General features: G+C 69.3%; 12 protein-coding genes and 1 tRNA gene. 8 read left to right on the top strand and 5 right to left on the bottom strand.

The window, feature by feature from the left end; all coding sequences use genetic code 11:
• Window positions 1-3: 3 nt before the first annotated feature.
• Both ACT3TD_RS12175 and ACT3TD_RS12170 read right to left on the bottom strand, forming a co-directional pair.
• The gene (locus tag ACT3TD_RS12175) at window positions 4-1281 is read right to left on the bottom strand and encodes a lipase family protein (protein ID WP_301442445.1); all 1278 of its coding nucleotides are present in this window, start codon (window positions 1279-1281) and stop codon (window positions 4-6) included.
• Window positions 1282-1361: 80 nt separating this feature from the next.
• Entirely contained in the window at window positions 1362-3800 is a 2439-nt protein-coding gene (locus ACT3TD_RS12170; protein ID WP_441579553.1) for a DEAD/DEAH box helicase, read from the bottom strand.
• A gap of 384 nt (window positions 3801-4184) precedes the next feature.
• Here ACT3TD_RS12170 and ACT3TD_RS12165 point away from each other — a divergent pair, with 384 nt between their 5' ends.
• Complete coding sequence (locus tag ACT3TD_RS12165; RefSeq protein ID WP_038546005.1) at window positions 4185-4388, top strand: cold-shock protein; 204 nt, start codon at window positions 4185-4187, stop codon at window positions 4386-4388.
• A gap of 235 nt (window positions 4389-4623) precedes the next feature.
• Here ACT3TD_RS12165 and ACT3TD_RS12160 read toward each other — a convergent pair whose 3' ends face one another.
• The gene (locus ACT3TD_RS12160; RefSeq protein WP_301442447.1) at window positions 4624-4995 is read right to left on the bottom strand and encodes a winged helix-turn-helix transcriptional regulator; all 372 of its coding nucleotides are present in this window, start codon (window positions 4993-4995) and stop codon (window positions 4624-4626) included.
• 74 nt (window positions 4996-5069) lie between these two features.
• On the opposite strand from ACT3TD_RS12160, the gene ACT3TD_RS12155 reads away from it, so the two are divergent.
• The 4 genes from ACT3TD_RS12155 to ACT3TD_RS12140 all read left to right on the top strand — a co-directional run bounded on the left by ACT3TD_RS12155 (window position 5070) and on the right by ACT3TD_RS12140 (window position 10819).
• Window positions 5070-5726: an NAD(P)-dependent oxidoreductase gene (locus tag ACT3TD_RS12155; protein ID WP_441579554.1), complete on the top strand. Its 657-nt coding sequence runs from the start codon at window positions 5070-5072 to the stop codon at window positions 5724-5726.
• Window positions 5727-5869: 143 nt separating this feature from the next.
• Window positions 5870-8893: a type I DNA topoisomerase gene (topA, locus tag ACT3TD_RS12150; protein WP_441588425.1), complete on the top strand. Its 3024-nt coding sequence runs from the start codon at window positions 5870-5872 to the stop codon at window positions 8891-8893.
• A 77-nt stretch (window positions 8894-8970) separates the two neighbouring features.
• Window positions 8971-9411: a hypothetical protein gene (locus ACT3TD_RS12145; RefSeq protein ID WP_441579556.1), complete on the top strand. Its 441-nt coding sequence runs from the start codon at window positions 8971-8973 to the stop codon at window positions 9409-9411.
• Between the two features lie 67 nt (window positions 9412-9478).
• On the top strand, window positions 9479-10819 hold the full coding sequence (locus ACT3TD_RS12140) for an Nramp family divalent metal transporter (protein ID WP_301442451.1): 1341 nt from the start codon (window positions 9479-9481) through the stop codon (window positions 10817-10819).
• Window positions 10820-10846: 27 nt separating this feature from the next.
• Here the strand turns inward: ACT3TD_RS12140 and ACT3TD_RS12135 are convergent, their stop codons facing one another.
• Complete coding sequence (locus ACT3TD_RS12135; RefSeq protein ID WP_441579557.1) at window positions 10847-12373, bottom strand: adenylate/guanylate cyclase domain-containing protein; 1527 nt, start codon at window positions 12371-12373, stop codon at window positions 10847-10849.
• 68 nt (window positions 12374-12441) lie between these two features.
• Between ACT3TD_RS12135 and ACT3TD_RS12130 the strand changes: the two genes are divergently transcribed.
• The 3 genes from ACT3TD_RS12130 (at window position 12442) to ACT3TD_RS12120 (ending at window position 14306) form a co-directional block, all read left to right on the top strand.
• The gene (locus ACT3TD_RS12130) at window positions 12442-13692 is read left to right on the top strand and encodes a DNA polymerase III subunit delta' (protein WP_441579558.1); all 1251 of its coding nucleotides are present in this window, start codon (window positions 12442-12444) and stop codon (window positions 13690-13692) included.
• A gap of 100 nt (window positions 13693-13792) precedes the next feature.
• Window positions 13793-13868 (top strand) — tRNA-Thr (locus ACT3TD_RS12125).
• Window positions 13869-14066: 198 nt separating this feature from the next.
• Window positions 14067-14306, top strand: a complete 240-nt coding sequence (locus ACT3TD_RS12120) for a hypothetical protein (protein ID WP_301443334.1) — start codon at window positions 14067-14069, stop codon at window positions 14304-14306.
• A gap of 112 nt (window positions 14307-14418) precedes the next feature.
• Here the strand turns inward: ACT3TD_RS12120 and ACT3TD_RS12115 are convergent, their stop codons facing one another.
• Window positions 14419-14928, bottom strand: coding sequence for an excalibur calcium-binding domain-containing protein (locus ACT3TD_RS12115; RefSeq protein ID WP_301443335.1), 510 nt, complete (start codon window positions 14926-14928; stop codon window positions 14419-14421).
• Between the last annotated feature and the right edge of the window lie 88 nt (window positions 14929-15016).

Genomic DNA, 15016 nt, shown 5'->3' with positions numbered 1-15016 from the left:
GGCTCAGCTGAACAGGGAGGCCAGGTAGGGGGTGGAGTCCGCCATCGAGGCGACCATCGCCCCACTGTGGTCCTCGGGGTACCAGTGCACGTCGACCTGCTCGTTGGAGCCGGCGAACTGGTTCAACCACAGCTGCGAGTTCAGCGCCACGCCGATCGGGCTGGGCACGTCGATGTCCAGCAGGCCGTGGCCCACGAACACGGGTTTGTCGTAGCCGTCGGTGGGGGTGGCCATGTAGCCGCGCAGTGCGTCCTGCATCCCCGGCACCGAGCGCAACGCGGTGGAGAAGGAGTCCGACAGGTCCACCCCGTCCATGGCCTGCGACATCTCCGGGTAGCAGGCGGTCTCTGCCAGGTCGGCGATGCGCCGCCCCTCGTCGGACAGGGCGGCGTCGAGGTCGACCTCCGGGTGCGCCTCGCGGAAGCCGGCGAGGATGTAGGCGGCGTACACGTTCAGCCCGGTGGGCAGCACCACCGGCGGGAAGGACGGCGACGCGGCGAGCACCAGTTCCTCGATGTAGGCGGGTGCGCCGGTGGCGACCGCGCCCCGGTAGTCCAGCTCGGGGTCGATCTCGGCGCTGCGCCGGGTGGCGGCGTGGGCGACGTGCAGTGCGGCGCCGCCACCCTGGGACTGACCGATCACCGCCCACGACGGAGACAGCAGCGAACCCGCGTCCGACGCGCCGGGTGCTGAAGCGTCCACGGAATCCAGGGTGCGTGCGGCGGCGACGGAGTCGATCACGTTGAGCGCGCTGACCGACCCGTTGAGGTAGGACATCAGCCCCGGCGTGCCCATGCCCACGTAGTCCGAGGCAACCACGGCGTAACCCTGCTCCAGCCAGTGGTTGAGGTAGCCGGCGTCGCGGTCGGAGCGTGGCTGCGCCGAGGGGGTGCACGTGTCGCCGAGTCCGACGGTGCCGTGCGCCCAGGCGAGCACGGGCCAGCCGCCGTCGGGTGCGTCGCCGGGCGGCAGGAACAGCGCGGCGGTGGACGCGGCGGGCTGGCCGTGCTGGTCGACGGTGGAGTAGACGAAGCGTTGCTGGGTACCTGCCGAGGACAGGCCGAGTGCGGGGTCGAGCGGCACCTCGTCGACGGCCACGCCCGCCTCGTCGGGCAGCGGCACGCCGTCCGTGACGTCCAGCCCCGACCAACCGGGCGCGGCGGTGCCGGCAGGGTCAGCAGTACCGGCGGGCTCGGCGCCCGCGCTCGGGACGCACAACGCCGCGGTGAGCACGGTGCACAGCACACCGGCGGTGATGGTCGACAGGGAGGAACGGCGCACGGGGAACGTCCTTGTGGGAAGCGGCGGGAAGCGGCGGGAAGCGGCGGGGCAACGTCAGGAGAAGGCTTTCCGCCCCGATACTAGTTCGCCGGGCCAGCCGATCCGGCTGATTCAGCCGATTCAGCAGACCCTGCGGCATCCGCCAGAGCGCGCAGTAGCACCGCCGCCCCGTGCTTGAACAACGGGTCGTTGCCGTTGCCGCACTTCGGCGACTGCACGCACGAGGGGCAACCGGACTCGCAGGCGCAGGACTCCACGGTGTCCGCGGTCATCGCCATCCAGCGGGCGAACCTCTCGAACCCGGCCTCGGCGAAGCCCGCCCCGCCCTCGTAGCCGTCGTAGACGTAGACGGTGGGGAAGCCGGTGTCCACGTGCAGCACCGTGGACACCCCGCCGATGTCCCACCGGTCGCAGGTGGCCAGCAGTGGCAGCAGACCGATCGCCGCATGCTCGGCGGCGTGCAGCGCGCCGGGCCACAACGGTTCCTCGATGCCCAGGTCGAACAGCACGCCGGGGTCCACGGTGTAGGCCACCGCGCGGGTGTGCAGCCGTTGGGGCGGGTAGTCCAGCGGGACGGTGGTGAGCACCTCGCCGTCGAGGGTGCGGCGCTGGTAGCCGGTGACCTGGTGGGACACCTCCACGTCCACGTCCGCGGTCCACACCCCGGAGGGTGCGGAGTCGGTGCCGCCGATCTCGCGGGTGCGTCGCACGCGTTCCACGCGGATGTCCACGGTCTCCTCCGCCCGCGTGGTCCACTCCGGGGTCTCGGGGTGGACCAGGCAGACCGAGTCGGCCAGGGACAGGCCGTCGACGAGGTAGGTCTCGCCCTGGTGGACGTAGACGGCGCCGTCGTGCACCTCGCTGACCGCGCGGGCGGCGTCGATGGTGCCGAGCACCCGTCCGGAGGCCTGGTCGACGATGACCACCTCCTCGCCCGCCCCGCCACGGATGCTCACCCGCCCGTGGACCTCCCCGGAGATCTCCAGGTCGCAGAACACCCCGCGCGGACGCCGACGCAACGAGCCCTCGGCGACCAGCGTGTCGACGACGCGTCCTGCGCTCTCACCGAAGTCGCCGATATCCGCATCGCTCAGCGGCGCCTCGGCGGCGGCGCACAGCAGGTGGCCGGCCAGGATGTAGGGGTTAGACGGGTCGAAGACGCTGGCCTCCACCGGCTTGTCCAGCAGCGCCTCCGGGTGGTGCACCAGGTAGGTGTCCAGCGGGTTGTCGCCAGCGACCATGACGACCAGGCAGCCCTGCCCTCGGCGTCCGGCGCGTCCGGCCTGCTGCCGGAAGCTGGCCACGGTGCCGGGGAACCCGCAGGACACCACGGCGTCCAGCCCGCCGACGTCGATGCCGAGTTCCAGGGCGCTGGTCGCGGCGAGGCCGAGCAACTCGCCGTCGTCGAGTCGTCGTTCCAGCTCGCGGCGGGCCTCCGGGGTGTAGCCGGCGCGGTAGGACGCGATGCGCGCGGCGTCGCCCGGGCGTCCTGCCGCGGAGAGGTCCTCGGCGCAGGCCAGGGCGGTGATCTCGGCGCCGCGCCGCGAGCGCACGAAGGTGAGCGTGCGCGCGCCCTCGGCGATGAGCCGGGCCATGATCCCGGCGGACTCCGTGGTCGCCGCGCGCCGCACCGGTGCCCCGTGCTCGCCGACGACGTCCTCGCGGAACCCCGGCTCCCACAGCGCGACGGTGCGCTCGCCCTGCGGCGAGCCGTCCTCGGTCACCGCGACGGTGGGACGCCCCGTCAACCGTGCGGCGTGACGCTCCGGCTCCGCCGTCGTCGCACTGGCCAGCACGATCGTGGGTTCGGCACCCGCCCGGGCGGCCAGGCGCAGCAACCGGCGCAGCACGAGGGAGACGTGCGCGCCGAAGACGCCGCGGTAGACGTGGCACTCGTCGACGACGATGAAACGCAGGGTGCGCAGCAGCCGTGACCAGCGCTGCGACTGGCCCAGCATCGAGGCGTGCACCATGTCCGGGTTGGAGACCAGGATGCGCGCGTCGTCGCGGACGGTGCGCCGTGCCTCGGTGGGGGTGTCGCCGTCGTAGGACGCCACCATCACCCCGCGCAACTCCGGGACCTGCGAACACAGCCGCGCCAGGCCGGCGCGCTGGTCCTGCGCCAGCGCCTTGGTCGGCGACAGGTACAGGCAGGACGCCGTGGGCTCGGCGGCGAGCCGGGAGAGCACCGGCAGCTGGTAGCCCAGGGACTTGCCGGACGCCGTGCCCGTGGCCACGACCACGTCGCGGCCCTCCCACGCGTGCTGCGCGGTGGCGACCTGGTGCGACCAGGGGGCGGTGATGCCGTTGTCGACGAGGTGGTCGCGCAACGCCGGCAACACCCAGTCCGGCCAGTCGACCGGCTCCGAGGGGCGCGCGGGCTCGGCGCGCACGTGGGTGAGCGGGTCCTGGCGGCCGTTGCCCGACCCCGTACCCGACCCCGTACCGGACCCCGTACCGGAGGCCTCCCGCAGCGTCGCGAGGAGTTCGGAACCGTAGGATCCGGGGAATTCGCTCATGGTGAACAGTCTAGGGGGACGGGCGACGGCTCCACCTTCGACGGTTCGTCGCGCCGATACGTGCAGGTCAGCGGTGTTCGCTGTGGTGTCAGCCATAACCGTCTGCCGGGGGTGGTGGGGAAGAGGGGGGTTTCGGGTGAGAAAATAGTGCCGTGGGTATGGTGCTGCGCGGGAAAACATGGAACACTGGTGGGCGGTCACAGTTTCTGTGCGTCGCTTTGCTCGCTGTATCACCGGTTAGACCCGCAGTCAGTAGGTAAAACGTTCGCGGGAGTTGTTTGCATGCGAACGGACCAACGTTCACGGTGGTTCTAGCATCGGCCCGGTGGCCTCGCGAAAAGTTGGCGGGGCACCGATCACCGAGATGTAAGTAAGGGAAAGAACATGGCACAGGGAACCGTCAAGTGGTTCAACGCTGAAAAGGGCTACGGCTTCATCGCACCGAACGATGGTGGCGCTGACGTCTTCGTCCACTACTCCGAGATCCAGGGCAACGGCTTCCGTACCCTCGAGGAGAACCAGCAGGTCGAGTTCGAGATCGGCGACGGCGCCAAGGGCCCCCAGGCTCAGGCTGTCACCGCTCTCTAAGAGCACCGACTGAACCCACCGTCGCACCGGGAGGTCTGATCTTCCCGGGACGGTAGCTTCATCACAGCGCCGCCCGGCGTCCGCGGAGAGATCCGTGGGACGCCGGGCGGCGTTGCTGCGTGCGGGGGCGTGATCTGGCTGGGGTGTGCCGGGGCGTGCTGGGGTGTGTGGCAGATATCGCACCCCATAAACTGCTTCAGGAAATATGACCTGGGCTTTTCTGTGTAGAGGGACCTTATTGGGTGCGAAATGTGGACCCCTCTGCCGTGCGGTGCTCCATGACCTGCGACATGTGCCCCACCGTCCAGTCGAACAGGGCGTGCACCGCCGGCAGGGCGGAGCGCCCCAGGTCGGTGAGCTCGTAGACGACCCGAGGGGGGATCTCGGGGAAGGCGGTGCGTGTGACCAGCCCGTCGGCGGCCAGTGCGGAGAGTCGCTGGGAGAGGACCCGCACGGAGATGCCGTCCACCGCGGTCTGGATCTGCCCGTTGCGCAGCGGGCCGTGCTCGAGGCTGAGCAGGATCAGCATGTTCCACCGGTCGCCGACCGTGCTGAACAGGTCGCGGCTGGGGCAGTCGCGGGCGGCGGGGTTCCAGGAGTCGTCCATGGTGGGAATTCTATCACGACACTATTGCAGGCAGGCACTGTACAAAAGGAAGCAACGAGGTTAGACTGCCGGACATGGCTAACATCACCATCTACGGGTCGACCGGCATGGTCGGCACCGACATTGCACTCGAAGCAGTCTCACGCGGCCACCGGGTCACCGGCGTCACCCGTCAGGACAACCCCTCCAACCCGGTCGACGGCGTCACCTACGTCACCGGTGACATCCACGACCCCGCGGACGTCGCCGCCAAGGCGCAGGACGCCGACATCGTCGTCCTCTCCGTCCCCGGCCCGCGCGACGGCAGTTCCGTCCAGCCCATCGTCGACGCCCACGCCGCGCTCATCGGCGCGGTCGCCGGTACGTCCGACGCAGCATCCGACGCAGCGTCCGGCGTGCGTCTCTTCGTCGTCGGCGGTGCCGGCGCCACGCTCACCGCCGACGGCACCTTGCTGGTCGACACCCCGGACTTCCCGGAGGCCTATGCCGCGGAGGCCCGCTCCTTCGCCGAGGTCCTCGACCTCTACCGCGCTGCCCCCGCGCAACTGGACTGGACGATGCTCGCCCCGGCACCGGAGATCGGCCCCGGCGCACCCGCCGCGTCCTACGTCCTGGGAGACGACCACCCGGCCGGTGGCAGCGTCACGACCGGCACGTTCGCCCGTGCGGCGCTCGACGAGATCGAGCGTCCGGCGCACCGTCGGGCCCGCTTCACCGTCGCGGACGCCTGAGCCTGAGCTGAACCCCCCGGGAACACGGGGTATCCGCACGGTTGTCCGTGCAGCGTGTAGGGTCTCACCTCGAACCCCCTGTTGATTCATTCGGGTGAACAGGGATGCATGGGAACGACAGGACGAAGGTGGGAGCGACACCGATGGCAGCGCAGGAGACCGAGGGCGGCGGCGGGAAGAAACTCGTCATCGTGGAGTCCGCCACGAAGGCGAAGAAGATCCAGCGCTACCTCGGCGACAACTACGTTGTCGACGCCTCCGTCGGTCACATCCGTGACCTGCCGCGCGGTGCCGCGGACGTGCCCGCCAAGTACAAGAAGGAACCGTGGGCACGTCTCGGCGTGAACGTCGACGACGACTTCGAGGCCCTGTACGTGGTCAGCCCGGACAAGAAGAAGAAGGTCTCCGAGCTCAAGAGCAAGCTCAAGCAGGTCGACGAGGTCTACCTCGCGACAGACCCCGACCGTGAGGGCGAGGCCATCGCCTGGCACCTGCTGCAGGTGCTCAAGCCCAAGGTGCCGGTGCGCCGCATGGTCTTCCACGAGATCACCGAGTCCGCCATCAAGGAGGCCGCGGAGAACACCCGCGACCTGGACCTGGACCTGGTCGACGCGCAGGAGACCCGTCGTGTGCTCGACCGTCTCTACGGCTACGAGGTCTCCCCGGTGCTGTGGCGCAAGGTCATGCCGCGCCTGTCGGCCGGACGCGTGCAGTCCGTGGCCACCCGGGTCATCGTGGAGCGCGAACGCGAGCGCATGGCGTTCGTGTCCGCGGAGTACTGGGACCTCACCGCCACGCTGGAGACCGGTGCGTCGGCCGGGGACACCGCCAACCCCACGTCCTTCGACGCCTCACTCGCGGCCGTCGACGGTGCCCGCGTGGCACAGGGCCGTGACTTCGGCGACGACGGCAAGCTGAAGACCGGCAAGGCGCAGGCCAACGTCACCGTCATCGACCGGCAGGGCGCCGAGCAGCTGGCGGAGAACCTCACCGGCGCGGCGATGTCAGTGTCGAAGGTCGAGGAGAAGCCGTACACGCGGCGCCCCTACCCGCCGTTCATGACCTCCACGCTGCAGCAGGAGGCCGGCCGCAAGCTGCACTACACCTCGGAGCGCACGATGCGTATCGCGCAGCGTCTCTACGAGAACGGCCACATCACCTACATGCGTACCGACTCCACGACCCTGTCGAAGTCCGGTATCGACGCCGCCCGTCAGCAGGCCCGCGAGCTCTACGGCCCCAGCTTCGTGGCGGACGCGCCGCGCCAGTACAACCGCAAGGTGAAGAACTCGCAGGAGGCCCACGAGGCGATCCGTCCGGCCGGCGAGACCTTCGCCACCCCGGGCAACCTGTCCGGTCAGCTCGACGCCGAGGAGTTCAAGCTCTACGAGCTGATCTGGCAGCGCACCGTGGCCAGCCAGATGGCCGACGCCCGCGGCACCTCGATGAAGGTCACCGTCTCCGGGACCGCCACCAGCGGCGAGAAGACGGACTTCCAGGCCAACGGCCGCACGATCACCTTCCCGGGCTTCCTGAAGGCCTACGTGGAGACCAGCCAGACGGCGGACGGACGCAACGTCGCCGACAACGCCGAGAAGGCGCTGCCCGTGCTCACCGAGGGCGACGGGCTGGACACGCGCACGGTCACCGCCGACGGGCACTCCACGAACCCGCCGGCGCGTTTCACCGAGGCCTCGCTGGTCAAGACGATGGAGGAGCTCGGCATCGGGCGTCCGTCGACGTACGCCTCGATCATCAACACGATCAAGGCCCGCGGCTACGTGGTCTCGCGCGGTTCGGCGCTGGTGCCCAGCTGGGTGGCCTTCGCCGTGGTCGGCCTGATGGAGCAGAACTTCGGCTCGCTGGTGGACTACGAGTTCACCTCCTCGATGGAGGACGAGCTGGACCGCATCGCCCGCGGCGAGGAGAACCGCTCGCACTGGCTGCGCGGCTTCTACTTCGGCGACGACAAGGCGTCGGACGCGACGGCGGAAACGATCGCCCGCCTCGGCGGGCTCAAGACGATGGTGGGCGACAACCTCGAGCAGATCGACGCGCGCAAGGTGAACTCCCTGCACCTGTTCGACGACTCCGAGGGTGTGCCGATCATCGTGCGTGTGGGCCGCTACGGCCCGTACCTGGAGCGCACGAAGCCGGTTCCCGAGGGCGCACCGGAGGGCACCGAGCCGGAGGTCCAGCGGGCGAACCTGCCCGAGACCATCACCCCGGACGAGCTGACCCGCGAGGTCGCCGAGAAGCTCTTCGCCACCCCGCAGGGCGGACGTGAGGTCGGGGTGAACCCGGCGAACGGCCGCATGATCATGGCCCGTGAGGGTCGCTACGGCCCCTACGTCACCGAGCAGGTCAAGGACGACGAGGAGGCGCGGGTCTCCGCCGAGGCGGAGAAGACCGTGGAGGCCGAGCGCGACCAGGAGGACGCCGAGCGTGCCGCGGAGGGCAAGAAGCCGCTGAGCCGTGAGACGAAGACGGCGGCGAACAAGAAGGACAAGCGGATCAAGGAGATCCTGCAGGAGACGCTGAAGCCGAAGACGGCGTCGTTGTTCGAGTCGATGGACCCGGCGTCGGTGACCCTCGAGGAGGCGCTGAAGCTGATGAGCCTGCCTCGTGAGGTGGGTGTGGACCCGTCGGACGGTGAGATGATCACCGCGCAGAACGGCCGCTACGGCGCGTACCTGAAGAAGGGCTCGGACTCGCGTTCCCTGCAGAACGAGGAGCAGATCTTCACGGTGACCCTGGACGAGGCACGGCGGATCTACGCCGAGCCGAAGCGCCGGGGTCGTGCCGCGGCGAAGCCGCCGCTGAAGGAGCTGGGTGACAACGACGTCTCGGGCAAGCCGATGACGGTGAAGGACGGCCGGTTCGGCCCGTACGTGACCGACGGGACGACGAATGCGTCGTTGCGCCGTGGTGACTCGCCGGAGACGATGACGGACGCCCGCGGCAACGAGCTGCTCAGTGAGCGGCGTGCCAAGGAGGCGGCCGACGGCGGTGCCCCGGCGAAGAAGTCCGCCAAGTCGACGCGCAAGACGACGAAGAAGTCGACAGCGAAGAAGACGACCAAGAAGGCCGTGAAGTCCACGACGAAGCGCACGGTGAAGAAGGGTTCGTCGGCGGCGGCGAAGAAGGCGGCCGCGAAGAAGAACTGACCGGACCGGTCTTCGACTCCTCACGGGGCGTACTGTTGATTTCCTGACGGGAATATCAGCTACGGAGGAGAAGAGTGATGACTGATTCGGCAGGCCCGGGCGGGCGCTGGGCGGACTACGACAAGGGGACGCGGGAACAGCTCGCGTCGGCGGCGGCTGGGGCGCCGCAGGGGGCGCCGCAGTCTACTGACCAGCCCCAGCAGTTGCGTGGGCGGTTGGCGCCGCGCACGGAGATCCCGCCGAAGGACCCCTTCGCCGGCTGGTCCCTGTTCGGGCTGGCGCTGTTCATCGTCGGGGTAATCGCGGCGATCGTCTGCTTCGCCAACTCCGGCGGCACGGAGACGAGTGGCTCGGGCTGGAGCAGTGTGACCGTGGACGTGGTGTACATGGACGTGCTGGCAGGCGCGATCTGCTGCTCCCTGTTCGCCGCGGCCGGACTTGTCGTGGCGGTCGTGGCCAAGGTGGGGTCCCACGTCACCCAGGGGGCGAGGAGGGGCGACGGCCCCGCGCCTGTTTGACCGTAACTTCACCCGGTCGTAGCATGATGTTCAACGTATTGAACTCTCTGACGACGGGTGACGAAGAATGTCGGTTGACGCCTCCGAGGTAAACCTCGGTAAGGACGGGGTGACGCAGGACGGGGTGACGCAGGACGCGCCGGCGGCGGGCGGGAAACAACCGCGCCTGACCAGTCTGCTCGGCCCGGCGTTCGTCGCCGCCATCGCCTACGTCGACCCCGGCAACGTCGCGGCGAACCTCTCCGCCGGTGCGGAGTACGGCTACCTGCTGCTCTGGGTGCTCATCGTCGCCAACCTCATGGCCGCGGTCGTCCAGTACCTCTCGGCGAAACTCGGGCTGGTGACCTCGAAGTCGCTGTCCGCCACCCTCGCCGACTGGTTCGACGCCCGCGAGAACAACGGCACCGCCGCAGGACGCCGCCGCGGGCGGGCGGGGCGCCTGGCGTTCTGGGGGCAGGCCGAGATCATCGCCGCGGCGACCGACGTCGCCGAGGTCATCGGCGGTGCCATCGCCCTGAACCTGCTCTTCGGGACCCCGCTGGTGCTCGGCGGCGTGATCGTCGGTGTGGTGTCGCTCGGCATGCTCGTGCTGCAGGGAGGCCCCACCCAACGCCGCTTCGAGTTCGTGATCATGGGGTTCCTCCTGGTCATCACGGTCGGTTTCCTGTCCGGACTGTTCGTCACCGGACTGTCGGTGGGGGAGATGGTCGAGGGCATCGTCCCGCGCTTCCAGGGCACGCACTCGGTGGTCCTGGCGGCGAGCATGCTGGGCGCCACGGTGATGCCGCACGCGGTGTACCTGCACTCCGGGCTGGTCCGCGACCGCCGGTTCACGCCCCAGGGCGATGACGGGATGCGCCGCCACCTCAAGGCCACCAAGTGGGACGTCGGCACCGCGCTGGTGGTGGCCGGCACGGTGAACATCGCCATGCTGTGCCTGGCCGCCCAGGCGCTGCGCGGGGTGGACGGCACCGACACCATCGAGGGTGCCCACGGTGCCGTGGAGAACGCCCTGGGGCCGGTGATCGGCGTGCTCTTCGCCGTCGGGCTGCTGGCCTCGGGTCTGGCCTCGACCTCGGTGGGCTGCTACGCCGGTGACATGGTGATGCGTGACCTGCTGAAGGTGCGCATCCCGCTGCTGCTGCGTCGCTTCCTCACGATGCTCCCGGCCCTGGTCATCCTGGGCATGGGTGTGGAGCCCACCTGGGCGCTGGTGATGAGCCAGGTGGTCCTCAGCGTGGGCATCCCCTTCGCCCTGGTCCCGTTGGTCGCCGCGACCTCACGGCACACCGTGATGGGACGCTGGGCGAACCCGCGGGCGCTGACGCTCGTCGCCGTCGTGATCTGCGCGGTCATCATCGCGCTCAACGTGCTGCTGATCTGGCTGACGCTGACCGGGCAGGCGTAGGCGTAGAGGGGGAAAAGCCCCGGGGTCCTACCCGCGCTCGGCGAGGGTGGAGCGGACCGGGCGGGCGAGCTGCGTCATCTCCTTGCGGCCGCGCAGCTCCACCGACTTCATCAGCGTCCAGCGCTCCTGCTCGGCGTCGTTGGCCTTGCGCAGCGTGGACGCATTGGTCAGCACGCGGCCCGGGGTGTCCTTGGCCAGTTCCGTCAGCCGTGCGGCGGCGTTCACCGCGTCGCCAATCACGGTGTACTCGAAGCGGTCGCTGGCGCCGATGTGCCCGGCCACGACCTCTCCCACGGCGGCGCCGATACCGGCGGCCAGCTCATGCTCGGCGAGCTCCTGGTTGAGTTCACGCGCGGCGGCGAGCGTGTGGCCGGCCATGTCGTCCAGCGGGATCGGGGCGCCGAAGATGGCCAGTGCGGCATCGCCCTCGAACTTGTTGATGATGCCCTTGTTGCGGTGCACGACCTCCACGACCTTGTCGAAGAAGCTGTTCAGCGCCTTCACCACGTGCTGCGGGGAGGAGGACACGGCGAAGCCGGTGGAGCCGATGACGTCCACGAACAGCACGCCCACGAAGCGGTTCGCCCCGCCGAGCTCCGGCTTCTCCTCGATGGCGCGGCGGGCCACCTCGGTGCCCACGTAGCGTCCGAACAGGGTGCGGACCTGCTCGCGTTCGCGCAGGCCCTGCATCATCTCGTTGAAGCCGGCCTGAAGTACGCCGATCTCGGTGGCGTCGTAGATGCGCACCTGCGCGTGGGAGTCGCCGCGGCGCACGCGGTTCATCGCGTACTGCAGCTCGCGGATCGGGTCGACCACGGTCATGGTGATCAGCCGGGTCCCGGAGAAACCCGTGAACAGCGCGGTGAGGCTCAGCGCCAGCACGCCGGGGAGGATCTCGCGGGCGTCGCCGGGGAAGAAGGTCGTGGCCTGGGCGGCGACCATCAGCACCACCCCGATCACCGGGACGGCGGACGTGAGGATCCAGACCCCGGTGATCTGCAGGGACAGCGGGGAGATCCGTTCCTGCGGTGCCCCGGTGCGCCGCAGCGCCCGGGCGGCGACGGGACGCACCAGGCGCTCGGCGACCATGAACGTCATCAGCACCACCATGGCCCCGCCCAGCAGGGCGGTGACCGCGACGGACAAGGCCCATTTACCGGAGAACTGGGAGGCCACGATGGTGAAGATCACCACTCCGACCAGCCACAACACGGCGCCGAGCAGTGCCTGGAGCGCCGGGATGCGCAGCACGAGGCGCCGGATCATCACCGGGTCGACCGGGTCCGGGTTGCGCTGCCACCGCAGCACCGGGGTGAAGAAGAACAGGGTGGCACCGATACCGACCACCAGCGCGAAGATGAAGTACACCGTGTAGAGCGTGGCGGTGGTGGTGTTCAGCGTCGTCAGTTCCGCGGCGCCGCCGAGGGGGACGAGGAAACGCAGGAAGGACGCCACTCCGAGCGCACCGACCACGTTGACCAGGAAGACGGTCAGGGCGTACAGCGGCCAGGTGGTGCCCCACGCCCACTTGATGTACTGCCCCAGTTTCTGCATGCGTCCCAGACTATCGGAGCAGCACCGGCTTGTCCCCGTCCCGGTCATGTCCGGGAGGGCGACTACACTTGGCGCCTGTGTCTTCCGCCTCAGAGTCCGTGTTCACTGCCGCTGTCCTCAGTCCTCACGTGACCGTCCCGTTGGTCGCCGCGGTGGAGGCCGCCAGAAGTGCGGGCAGGGGAGAGGGGGCGTCGGCCGCGATGACGCACTCGTGGTTGTTCACGGGGCCTCCGGGGTCAGGACGTTCCGTCGCGGCGAAGGCCTTCGCCACGGCGTTGGTCTGTGAGGATCCGGACGTGCCGGGGTGCCGTCGGTGCGACGGGTGCCGCTCGGCGGCGGCGGGGTCGCACCCGGACATCACCTGGGTGCACACCGACGGTGTGGTGATCCAGGTGTCCGAGGCCAGAGAAGTGATCAAGACCGCCGCGGCGATGCCCACCGTCGCCCCGTGGCGGATCGTGGTGTTCGAGGACGCCGACCGGTTCAACGACAGTAGTGCGAACGCACTGCTGAAGAGCATCGAGGAGCCGCCGGAGCGCACCGTCTTCATCCTGTGCGCGCCGAGCACGGACCCCGAGGACATCGCGGTGACGTTGCGCTCCCGGTGCCGTCACCTCTACGTCCCCACGCCCTCACGCGACGAGGTCGAGGCGGTCCTGCTGGCCGACGAGCGCCTGGGGCTGTCGCCGGAGCAGGCGGCGTGGGCGGCGGAGGTCGCCGGCGGCCACATCGGGCGCGCCCGCCATCTGGCGTCCGAGGAGAAGGCGCGGGCCAAGCGGGCCAGTGCGCTGAAGTTGCCGGCGTTGGTCTACGAGCCGGGGGAGGCGTACCGCTTCGTCACGGACCTGGTGACCTCGGCGAAGGACGAGGCCACCTCGTCGGTGGCCGAGCGTGAGGAGAAGGAGCTGGCGGACCTGCAGAGCTCACTGGGGATGGGCGCCAAGGGCCGGGGGGTGGCCAAGGCGCAGGCGGGTTCCGCGGGCCAGATCAAGGAGCTGGAGAAGGAACAGAAGAACCGTCGGACCCGGATGCTGCGCGACTCGCTGGACCTGGCGCTGATCGACATCGCGGGCATGTACCGTGACGCGATGATGGTCGCCGCGGGGGCGGTGGACGGGGAGGAGCCGGTGGGTGGGTTCCTGCACCCCGACCAGGCGAAGGTCTCGCGTGAACTGGCCCGGCGCAATGCCCCGGAGAGCCTGGTGCAGTGCATCGACGCGGTGTCGGCGTGCCGGGAGACGCTGACGTACAACGTGAAGCCGGAGGTGGCGTTGACCTCGATGGTGGGGCGGCTGCGGGAGTGCTGCCGGCAGGTGTGAGCTGGCATGACGGCGGAGTGAGGGGCTGTTTTTGTGGAGGGTTGCACCGTCGGCTAGGATTACCGCTCGTATGCAGCACCGTCCCTGACGGTGCCTGTGCGCCGCCTTAGCTCAGTCGGTAGAGCGTTTCACTCGTAATGAAAAGGTCGCGAGTTCGATTCTCGCAGGCGGCTCCATTCTTTAGAACGGGCCGGGCCACCAACCTCCACGGTTGGTGGCCCGGCCCGTTGCCGTGTGTCACGTCGGGGCGAGATTGCCGTCGTGTGAATTTGTCGCGGGAGGGGTAGATACCACCGGGGGTACATGTCTAGGGTGTGTGCACTGGTTGCCCGGAGGCCGCGTGGTCTCCGCCAGAGTTGCTTGAAAGGTTCATCATGGACATTGCTTCCATCGTCGCTGCTATCCAGGCCGCTGGCGAGGCCCTCCCGTTCATCGGCGCCGCGGGTGAGTCCCTCACCGGGTCGGCGGACTCCATCACCGGTAGCTCGGACGTCATCGCCGGCTCGGCCGAGTCCGTCGGTGGTTCCGCCACGAGCGTCGGTGGATCCGGCGGCATCCTCACCGGGATCAGCGACGCGATCGCACCGATCGTGGACGTAGCTCCGGAGGAGTAGCGCGCGGGCTGCCTTGTTGCGGGACACGTTCCCGTGGCGGCCTCATGATGATGGACCCCGGGACGGTTGTCGTCCCGGGGTCCTTCATTGCCGTAGGCGCGGCTGGGCTGCGTCAGTTCTCGCAGCCGACCCCGTCGCCGTCACGGTCGAGGTGTGAGGCGTAGCCGGGTGTTCCGCGGTAGATGGGCGCGGCGCCGGCGGCACGGACCGCCGTGCAGTTCGCGTAGGAGACGGCCGGTTCTTCGACCTCGGGCGTGTAGTCGGGCACCGGGGTGTACTCCGGTGCCGGGTCCGGGGTGTAGACGGGGGCCGGATCCTGCGCAGGAGCGGGGTTCCCGGCGACGTTGACGTCGGGGTCGGTGTCGGGATCGGTGTCCACGTCGGGCTCGATCTCCGGCTCCGGCTCCACCTCGGTACTGGTCGGGGCCTCGGTGGTGCTCGTGGCACTCGTCGTGCTGGTGGCGCTGGAGGTGCTGGATGCGCTCGTCGTCGTGGTGCGCGACGTGGTGCTCGTGGCGCTGGTGGTGACTTCCTCGGCTTCAGTGTCCCCGCCGCAGGCGGTGACGAGTCCGAGTGTGAGTGCTGCGGTGGCTACCGCTGCCGCAAAAGTGCGGATCTTCATTGGGGTTCTCCTCGTAAAGTTTCGCACCCGTCATCGGCGCGACCGAGGAATATTAAACTGTATGCACATTCATTAGGAAAAGTAACGG

Origin of the sequence: Corynebacterium sp. AOP36-E1-14, assembly GCF_052377495.1 — a bacterium.
Lineage (GTDB): Bacteria > Actinomycetota > Actinomycetes > Mycobacteriales > Mycobacteriaceae > Corynebacterium.
Note: the sequence above shows the minus strand (reverse complement) of the source record. Positions and strands in the feature narration are given on the sequence as shown.